Below are 8455 nucleotides of genomic sequence, written 5' to 3'. Positions count from 1 at the left end.
TAATTGCTTCGGACAGAGCGGAAAACTAGCTTCGCATTCGCCGGTGTCGTGACTCAAATAACGTAGTCAGTTAAGACTTAAGCTGGTCAGAATAGCTTGTAATTTCTTACAAGCTCAGTGGCTTTAGCCCTGAGTTCCTGACTCTATAAATTTAAATGAGCACGGAGCGATTGGAAAACTCCGCTCCGACCGTCGCAGAATTTCCAGAGCCAGCCGACCTGCTCAACCAGTTAAAAGCGCGACGCAAAAAGTCCGGCGCAAACTTGGCAGATATGGAGGTGGTTTTGGAGATACTTGGAACAGATGGGAGCGAAATTTGAGCGGAAAATAGGACTATCGGTAATACAATTAACCTGAAACCCTTACTCCGCAAAAGACATAGAAAGTGAGCACGGAGGGATTTGAACCCCCGACCCTCAGGACCGGAACCTGATGCTCTATCCACTGAGCTACGTGCCCTCGACTTTTTAGAGTATAACACGTCTTGCGGAAAATGGCGAGTGCCGATCGCAAATTTCCTGGCCGGCCTCCAAACCGCTTGACCCATGCGGATTAAACTCGCCCGTGCGATCGAATATCAGGCAGTTCTCGCAGCCAGAGACTGCAACTTTTACCTAAATGGTAACAATAATACGACAATGGGTAAAATAATAGCCATTAATCGAGCAAACATTAGGTTCACATTCGATCGGGGTCGATCGCCTGCCATAGCTAAAATAGCCCGCCTCAATTTCCCCTAGCTAACCGGCAGTAAATAAATGGTGCTGCAGTTAAGACAGGTTGTGCAAATACGGCTCTAGACTAAGTTCACCAAACCCCTCAATCTTATGGTTTCTAAAATTTTAGACAAATTACCGCTGCGAACTGTTCTCATAGTTCCATTTATACTGCAAATAGTGGGAGGCGTGGGGCTCGTAGGATATCTGTCTTTTAGAAACGGGCAAAAAGCAGTTAATAACCTTGCCAGTCAGTTAATGAGCGAGGTGAGTTTGCGTGTCGAGCAAAACCTGCAAGTTTACCTGACTACTCCCCATCAAATCAATCAAACCAAGCTGGATGCTGTCAAGCTCGGCTTGTTAAAGATGGAAAACTTATCAGCTTGGGATAAATATCTTTGGCGCCAAGTACAATTATATCCCTATATCAATTTTACCTCCGTTGGCAACAAGCATGGAGATTATAGATGCGGTCAACAACTTTCTAACGGCTCCCGAATGATTAATGTGATAGACCCATCTACTGGGTTTAATTTTAATTCTTACAATACGAACGCTCTCGGCGATCGCACTACAATTACCACCCTTGCCAAAAACTATGATCATCGGCAACATCCTGCGTACCAAAAAGCCGTCAAAGTCGGCAAACCTACTTGGAGTTCGGTTTTTGTTTCCTTACTAGAACCGACATTACTTATCAGCGCTATCCAACCCGTATACACCTACAAAAATCAGCTAGAAGGAGTCTTATTTGCTGCTTTGCGTCTCGACCATCTTGGGAGATTTCTCAACAGTCTCAAAGTTGGCAAATCCGGTCAAACATTTATTATAGATCGCCAGGGTACTTTGTTAGCAACTTCCACAACAGAAAAACCGTTTCGCACTAAAGGTAATGAAAGACAATTGTTTAAAGTGGAAGAAAGCAGCAACCCTTTTACTCAAGCGACAGCTAAATATTTGACTGCCAAGTTTAAAAAATTAGACCAAATTAAAAAATCCGAGTTATTGAGCTTTGACATAGATGACAAGCGACAATTTTTAAAAGTCTTGCCGTTTCAAGACGGCAAAGGTTTAGACTGGCTGATTGTCGTAGTTGTTCCCGAAGCAGATTTCACCAAAGAAATCGATGCTAATACCCGCACAGCGATTTTGCTGTGTTTCGCAGCTTTAGGAGTAGCTGTGGCGATTGGCATTCTGACTTCTCAGTGGGTAACAAATCCTATTTTGAGCTTAAATATAGCAGCCAAAAATATTGCTAAAGGTGAATGGGACAAAACAGTAGAAAGCGAACGTTCTGACGAATTAGGGGAATTAGCGAAATCATTTAACAGCATGGCTCAACAACTGCAACAATCTTTTGAAACTTTAGAACAGCGAGTGCAAGAGCGGACGGCAGAATTGGCTGTAGCGAAAGACAAAGCGGAAGTAGCGAACCAAGCTAAAAGCACTTTTCTTGCTAATATGAGCCACGAATTGCGATCGCCTCTCAATGCAATTCTCGGCTTTTCCCAACTGATGACTCGCAGCCAAACTCTCTCCCCAGAAGATCAAGAAAATATTAGCATAATTAGCAGCAGCGGAGAACACCTGCTCACCCTGATTAATAACGTACTCGATTTATCTAAAATTGAATCGGGGCGCACCACCCTAAATTCCAAAAAATTAGACCTTTTCCGCCTGCTAAACGACTTGGAAGATATGTTTCAAATCAAAGCAGATGACAAGCACCTGCAGTTAGTTTTTGAGCGCAGTCCCGAAGTGCCACAATACGTAGAAACGGACGATTTAAAATTGCGGCAAATCTTAATTAATCTGCTCAATAACTCTCTTAAATTTACCGATGAAGGCAGTGTAGCGGTAAGAGTTAGCAAGCAGTCACTAGGCAGAAATCAGCAGGCAGAAGGGGGATTTTTTTATCCATCTGAAGTATCAAATGATACTGAAATCTCCGCCATCAATGGTATCAAAATCTCTCAATTCAGTCCGTCGAACAACCCGATCATTGCCACCAAAAATGACGATTCAGCTTCTACCTCTTCCTTCTTTCTTCATTTTGAAGTCGAGGATACTGGACCCGGTATTGCTACCAATGAATTAGACGATCTTTTTGAACCCTTCGTGCAAACCAAGACAGGCAAAGATTCGCAAGAAGGTACCGGCTTGGGATTGCCCATCAGTCGCAAATTTGTAGAATTAATGGGCGGCGAAATGAGCGTCTGTTCTGCTGTGGGTAAGGGAACTAATTTTAAGTTTGACATTCAAGTTATTGCGGTCGAGGCGACTGATATTGAAAGCCCAAAACCGAGCAGGAATGTTATTGCCCTGGTTCCCAACCAACAGACCTATCGAATTTTGATAGTAGACGATAAACCGCTGAACCGCCAACTGTTAATTAAAATCCTGTCTCCTCTGGGTTTTGAACTAAAAGAAGCTACTAACGGTCAAGAAGCTATTGAGATTTGCGATAGTTGGGAACCGCATCTCATTTGGATGGACATGAGAATGCCTGTGATGGACGGCTACGAAGCTACGCAATACATTAAAGGTACTATTAAAGGTCAAGCTACACCTATTATTGCGCTGACAGCGAGCGTTTTGGAGGAAGAACGGGCAGTTATTTTATCGGCGGGCTGCGATGCTTTTATGAGGAAGCCTTTCCGGGAAGCCGATATTTTTGATGCTATGCACAAACATATCGGAGTGCGCTATATTTATGAAGATGCGGATCAAACGGATTTATCGGCAATCAAAGAGGGCGATCGCGCTATGAGTGCGACTGATTTCGTAAACTTGCCTGATTCACTGGTAGCTGATTTAAAGCTAGCTATACTGAATGCAGATATGGAGTTAATTAATACCTTGATAGAGCAAATTCGATTAAAGGATGCAGTAACGGCTGGTGCGATCGCAACTTGTATAGAAAATTTTGAGTACGACAAAGTTTTAAATTTAATTTCGGAAGCAATATCACATGAATAACGACATTCCTAGCACCGATCGCGGTAATATTTTAGTAGTTGACGACACCCCAGCTAATTTGCGGCTGCTAGCCGGAATTTTGAATAGCAAGGGTTATAAAGTGCGCCCGGTACCTAGTGGCGACTTAGCCCTTTCGGCGGCAAAAGGTATGCCTCCAGATTTGATTTTGCTGGATATTATGATGCCCGAAATGAATGGATATGAAGTTTGCGAAAAGCTCAAAGCTGATGAAGGAACTTGCGACATTCCGGTGATTTTTATTAGCGCGATTAATGACGTACTTGATAAGGTCAAAGCCTTTGCAGTGGGCGGGGTAGATTATATTACCAAGCCCTTTCAGGTGGAAGAGGTTCTAGTTAGGGTAGAAACCCATTTAGCAATGTGCCAGTTGCGAAAAAGACTCCAACAAAAAAATAATGAACTTACAGTTACTTTAGACCAACTGCAAGCTACTCAGAATCAATTAGTGCAATCAGAAAAAATGGCGGCATTAGGGCAACTAATTGCCGGCATTGCTCACGAAATTAATACGCCGCTGGGGGCAATTCGGTCGTCTATTGGAAATATTACCAGCTTTTTGGATAACAATCTCGAAAGTTTGCCAGTTTTTTTTAAAGAACTGTCAGCCGAACGCCAGCACGATTTCTTGCGCTTGATGTACAGTTCTAGTCAACAAAATTACTCTTTATCTACGCGAGAAAAACGGGTATTGAAAAAAGGCGTGAAGCAGGAACTAGAGTCGGAAGGCATTGACAATGCGGACAGCATTGCTAGCATTTTAATCAATATCGGATTGCAAGGAAATCTGCAAGAATTCTTGTCGTTGCTCAAAGATCCTGACAGCGAAAATATTATAAAAACAGCCTACGAGTTTGCTAGCATTCACAGAAGCGCCCGAACCATCGCTACCGCTACTGAACGCGCTGCAAAAGTCGTCTTTGCTCTAAAAAATTATGCGCGTTACGATGTAAATGGGGAAAAAATACAAGTGAATATTACGGACGGAATTGAAACTGTATTAACTCTTTATCAAAACCACATCAAGCAGGGTGTGGAAGTCATCAGAAACTATCAAGATCAATTGCCTGTGGTACTGTGTTATCCCGACGAACTCAATCAAGTTTGGACAAATTTAATTCACAATGCCTTACAAGCGATGGACAATCAAGGAACTTTAACAATTGACGCGGTACAACAAGATACCAGCGTGTTGGTCAAAATTATTGACAGCGGTAAGGGAATTCAACCAGAGATTATTCGGAAAATTTTTGAGCCGTTTTTTACTACCAAACCTGCGGGAGAAGGCAGCGGGTTGGGATTGGATATTGTGAAAAAAATAATTGAAAAACATCAGGGTAAAATTGATGTGGAGTCGAGGCCAGGTAAAACAGCATTTACCGTGTCTTTGCCGATTAATTTAACTGAGTAGGTAAAGCGCCGCAGAGCGAAGTCTGGGGCGAAAATTTGCAGTCTAGCCACGCAGAATGTAGAATTTGGAAAACGGTGTGCAGCCATGAGGGTTCACCCTGCCACACTAAATAAGGAAACTAGCGATGTCTAAATCAGCAATTTTGTGTGTGGACGATGAAGTAGGGGTGTTGGAAAGTCTGGAAATTGAACTGCAACAGGCATTTAACGGTAAATATCTTTGCGAATTTGCTGAAAGTGCTGCCGAAGCCCTGGAAATTATTGAAGAGCTATGTGAAGCTGATGTTAAGATTTTAGTAATTGTCTCTGATTGGTTGATGCCCGGAATGAAAGGAGATGAGTTGCTGATTAAAATTCATCAAAAATATCCGCAAATTGTGAAAGTAATGCTGACAGGACAAGCAGACAAAGAAGCAATCGAACGCACAAAAGCTCAAGCAAATCTTCATGCTTTCATAGAAAAACCTTGGCAAAATCAAGAATTAATTGAAGCAATTAAGTCTGGTCTAGCAAATTTATGAAAAAACCAGTCATTATTTGTGTCGATGATGAGCAGACTATACTTGATAGTCTGGAAATAGACCTGCTAAAAGCCTTTGAAGATAAATATTTAATTGAAACGGCCCAAAGTGGCGAAGAAGCTTTAGAGTTGCTGTCAGAACTTTTAGCAGAACAGTATGAAGTTCCTTTGGTGATTTCGGATCATATCATGCCTAGTATGAAAGGAGACGAACTATTAAGCAGAGTTCATGCTATCTCGCCTAACTGTCTCAAGATTATGCTGACGGGGCAGGCAGATTTGGAGGCGGTAGCCAATGCTATTAACTATGCTAAATTGTACCGATATATACCTAAACCTTGGCAATGTGATGACTTAAAATTAACTGTCACTGAGGCTATATATAGATATTTTCAAGATAAAAAATTAGCTGAAAAACAAAGAGAACTTCAGGAAATGAATCAGGAGTTGGTAAAATTAAACCGCAAGCAGGCGATGCTGATTGCCAAACTCCATGAAAACGAAAGTCGCTTGACGCAATATCTAGAAGCTATGCCATTGGGCGTATGTGTACTTGATGCGAACGGGCAATCTTTCTACGCTAACCAGAAAGCGCGGGATGTATTTGGCAAAGGCACTGTGCCGCATATTAATTCAGAGCAAAAAGCAGCAATTTATCAATTCTATAAAGCCGGGACTAATCAGAGATGCCCCGTGGAAGAATTGCCAATTATGCGGGCGCTTAGGGGCGAAAATGTGCGGACTGAGGGTGTAGAAATTCGTACAGCTAATAAGATTATTCCTGTAGAGAGTTGGGCAACTCCAATTTATGATTCTACAGGCGACATTTCCTATGCGATTATTGCTTTTAGTGACATAAGTGAACGCAAGGAAGCTGAAGAGGCGCTAATTCAAGCTGAAGAGAAGTATCGCGGGATATTTGAAAATGCTCTAGAAGGTATTTTTCAGACGACGCCGGACGGACATTTTCTCAGTGCGAATCCTGCTCTGGCGGAAATTTACGGCTACGATTCTGCGTCAGAATTGATAGAAAGTATTAATGATATTCAGCAGCAATTGTACGTGGAACCGAACCGCCGTCAAGAGTTTCTGGCGCTGATGAAACAGCACGGTACTCTGTGTGAGTTTGAGTCTCAGGTTTACTGTCGAGATGGCAGCATTATCTGGATTTCTGAGTATGCGCGCACCGTTTATGATGCTAACGGTGAAGTGCTTTACTATCAGGGTTTTGCTAAGGATATTAGTTTGCAAAGACAGGTGGAAGTGGAACGAATCAGGTTTACTAATGATTTAGAAAAAGCTTTGGATGCCCAAGAAAAGTTAAATGAGGCACTGTCAGAAAACGAAAGCCGATTGACTCAATTCCTGGAAGCGATGCCGGTGGGAATATTTGTTGTGGAGGGTAATGGTAAACCTTTTTACATGAATTCTTGGGGCGAAAGGATACTAGCCGAAGGTTTAATTTTTGATGGGGGTACTGAGCAATTCCCTGAAGCTTATCATTTTTACGACGCTGGAACTAATCAATTGTATCCGAGGGATAGCCAACCGATTGTTCGGGCGTTACGGGGAGAATTTGTGCGTATGGACGATATAGAAATTCGTGGGTCAGATCGGATTGTGCCGATCGAGGTTTGGGCGACTCCAATCTACGACGAACGGAAAAACATCGTTTACGCCATCGCCGCTTTTCAAGACATCACGGAACGTCTAGAGGTAGAAACCGAGCGCCGCCAATTCACAGACGAGTTGCAAAAAGCTTTAGCTGCAGAAGAAAAATTAACAGATGCTTACGGGCGGTTTGTACCGCACGAATTTCTCCACTTTCTGGGATATGAAAGTATTCTGGAAGTCAAATTAGGCGATCAGGTGCAGAAAGAAATGTCGGTGCTATTTTCAGATATCCGCGATTTCACTTCTCTTTCGGAAAGGATGAGTCCCGAAGAGAATTTTCAATTTATTAATGGTTATTTGTCGCGGATGGAACCGGCAATTACTGACAATTTTGGTTTTATTGATAAATACATTGGTGATGCGATTATGGCGCTGTTTAATGGCAGTGCGGACGATGCTGTGAAAGCTGGAATTGCAATGCTAGAAGAGCTTAACGAGTATAATATTATTCGTAATCAGGTCGATCGCCCGCCGCTGCAAATTGGCATAGGAATCAATACGGGTTCTTTGATGTTAGGCACGGTGGGCGGCCAAAGTCGCATGGACAGCACGGTGATTAGCGATGCGGTAAACTTAGCCTCCCGCGTGGAAAGTTTGACGAAAGAGTATGGAGTTTCGATGTTAATTACTCACAATACTTTTATACAGTTGAACGATATTTATGATTTGAGGTTGATCGATCGCGTAACAGTTAAAGGCAAATCGCGAATGGTAACACTTTATGAAGTATTTGCGGCCGATCCGCCAGAGTTACGAGAGAAAAAGTTAGAGACCAAGACAATCTTTGAGCAAGCTTTGGTACTCTACAATAGTGACAACTGTGTCGAAGCTAAAAGATGGTTTTCGGCCTGCTTGGAAATCAACCCTCATGATAAGGTAGCTCAAATTTATATGGAGCGGTGTCTGAAAGGAGCGATCGCTCCTGCATAATACCATTTTATATCATGTCCGATCGATTGACCATAATATCCCGGCCAGGCGGGTTTTTGAGATTGTCAATTATTGGCAGATATTGTGGTGAACCCGCCCCTACCTGATGAATGGTAATCGACCGGACATGATATTAGAGTTTAGATTTGAGAATTGGCAATGATTTATTCCATAAGGGTTGGGAGTTTGCCTACAGTTGTATTCTTTT

General features: G+C 42.6%; 6 protein-coding genes and 1 tRNA gene. 6 read left to right on the top strand and 1 reads right to left on the bottom strand.

Going from position 1 to position 8455, the window contains the following annotated elements:
* The first annotated feature begins 155 nt into the window (after nucleotides 1–155).
* Nucleotides 156–320: a hypothetical protein gene (locus QT990_RS14650; protein ID WP_333103709.1), complete on the top strand. Its 165-nt coding sequence runs from the start codon at nucleotides 156–158 to the stop codon at nucleotides 318–320.
* A gap of 66 nt (nucleotides 321–386) precedes the next feature.
* On the opposite strand, the gene QT990_RS14645 is transcribed toward QT990_RS14650, so the two are convergent.
* Nucleotides 387–459, bottom strand: a tRNA-Arg gene (locus QT990_RS14645).
* A gap of 86 nt (nucleotides 460–545) precedes the next feature.
* Here QT990_RS14645 and QT990_RS14640 point away from each other — a divergent pair.
* The 5 genes from QT990_RS14640 to QT990_RS14620 all read left to right on the top strand — a co-directional run bounded on the left by QT990_RS14640 (nucleotide 546) and on the right by QT990_RS14620 (nucleotide 8247).
* Nucleotides 546–740, top strand: coding sequence for a hypothetical protein (locus QT990_RS14640; protein ID WP_333465377.1), 195 nt, complete (start codon nucleotides 546–548; stop codon nucleotides 738–740).
* A gap of 87 nt (nucleotides 741–827) precedes the next feature.
* On the top strand, nucleotides 828–3695 hold the full coding sequence (locus QT990_RS14635) for an ATP-binding protein (protein ID WP_333145586.1): 2868 nt from the start codon (nucleotides 828–830) through the stop codon (nucleotides 3693–3695).
* The gene (locus tag QT990_RS14630) at nucleotides 3688–5124 is read left to right on the top strand and encodes a response regulator (RefSeq protein WP_333145587.1); all 1437 of its coding nucleotides are present in this window, start codon (nucleotides 3688–3690) and stop codon (nucleotides 5122–5124) included. Before QT990_RS14635 ends, QT990_RS14630 begins: the two co-directional genes overlap by 8 nt.
* Nucleotides 5125–5248: 124 nt before the next feature.
* Entirely contained in the window at nucleotides 5249–5644 is a 396-nt protein-coding gene (locus QT990_RS14625; protein WP_333103705.1) for a response regulator, read from the top strand.
* Entirely contained in the window at nucleotides 5641–8247 is a 2607-nt protein-coding gene (locus QT990_RS14620; protein WP_333465376.1) for a PAS domain S-box protein, read from the top strand. Before QT990_RS14625 ends, QT990_RS14620 begins: the two co-directional genes overlap by 4 nt.
* Nucleotides 8248–8455 lie beyond the last annotated feature (208 nt).

Source organism: Microcoleus sp. T3_B1 (assembly GCF_036700445.1).
Classification (GTDB): domain Bacteria; phylum Cyanobacteriota; class Cyanobacteriia; order Cyanobacteriales; family Microcoleaceae; genus Microcoleus.
This window is presented reverse-complemented; position numbering and strand designations above follow the sequence as displayed.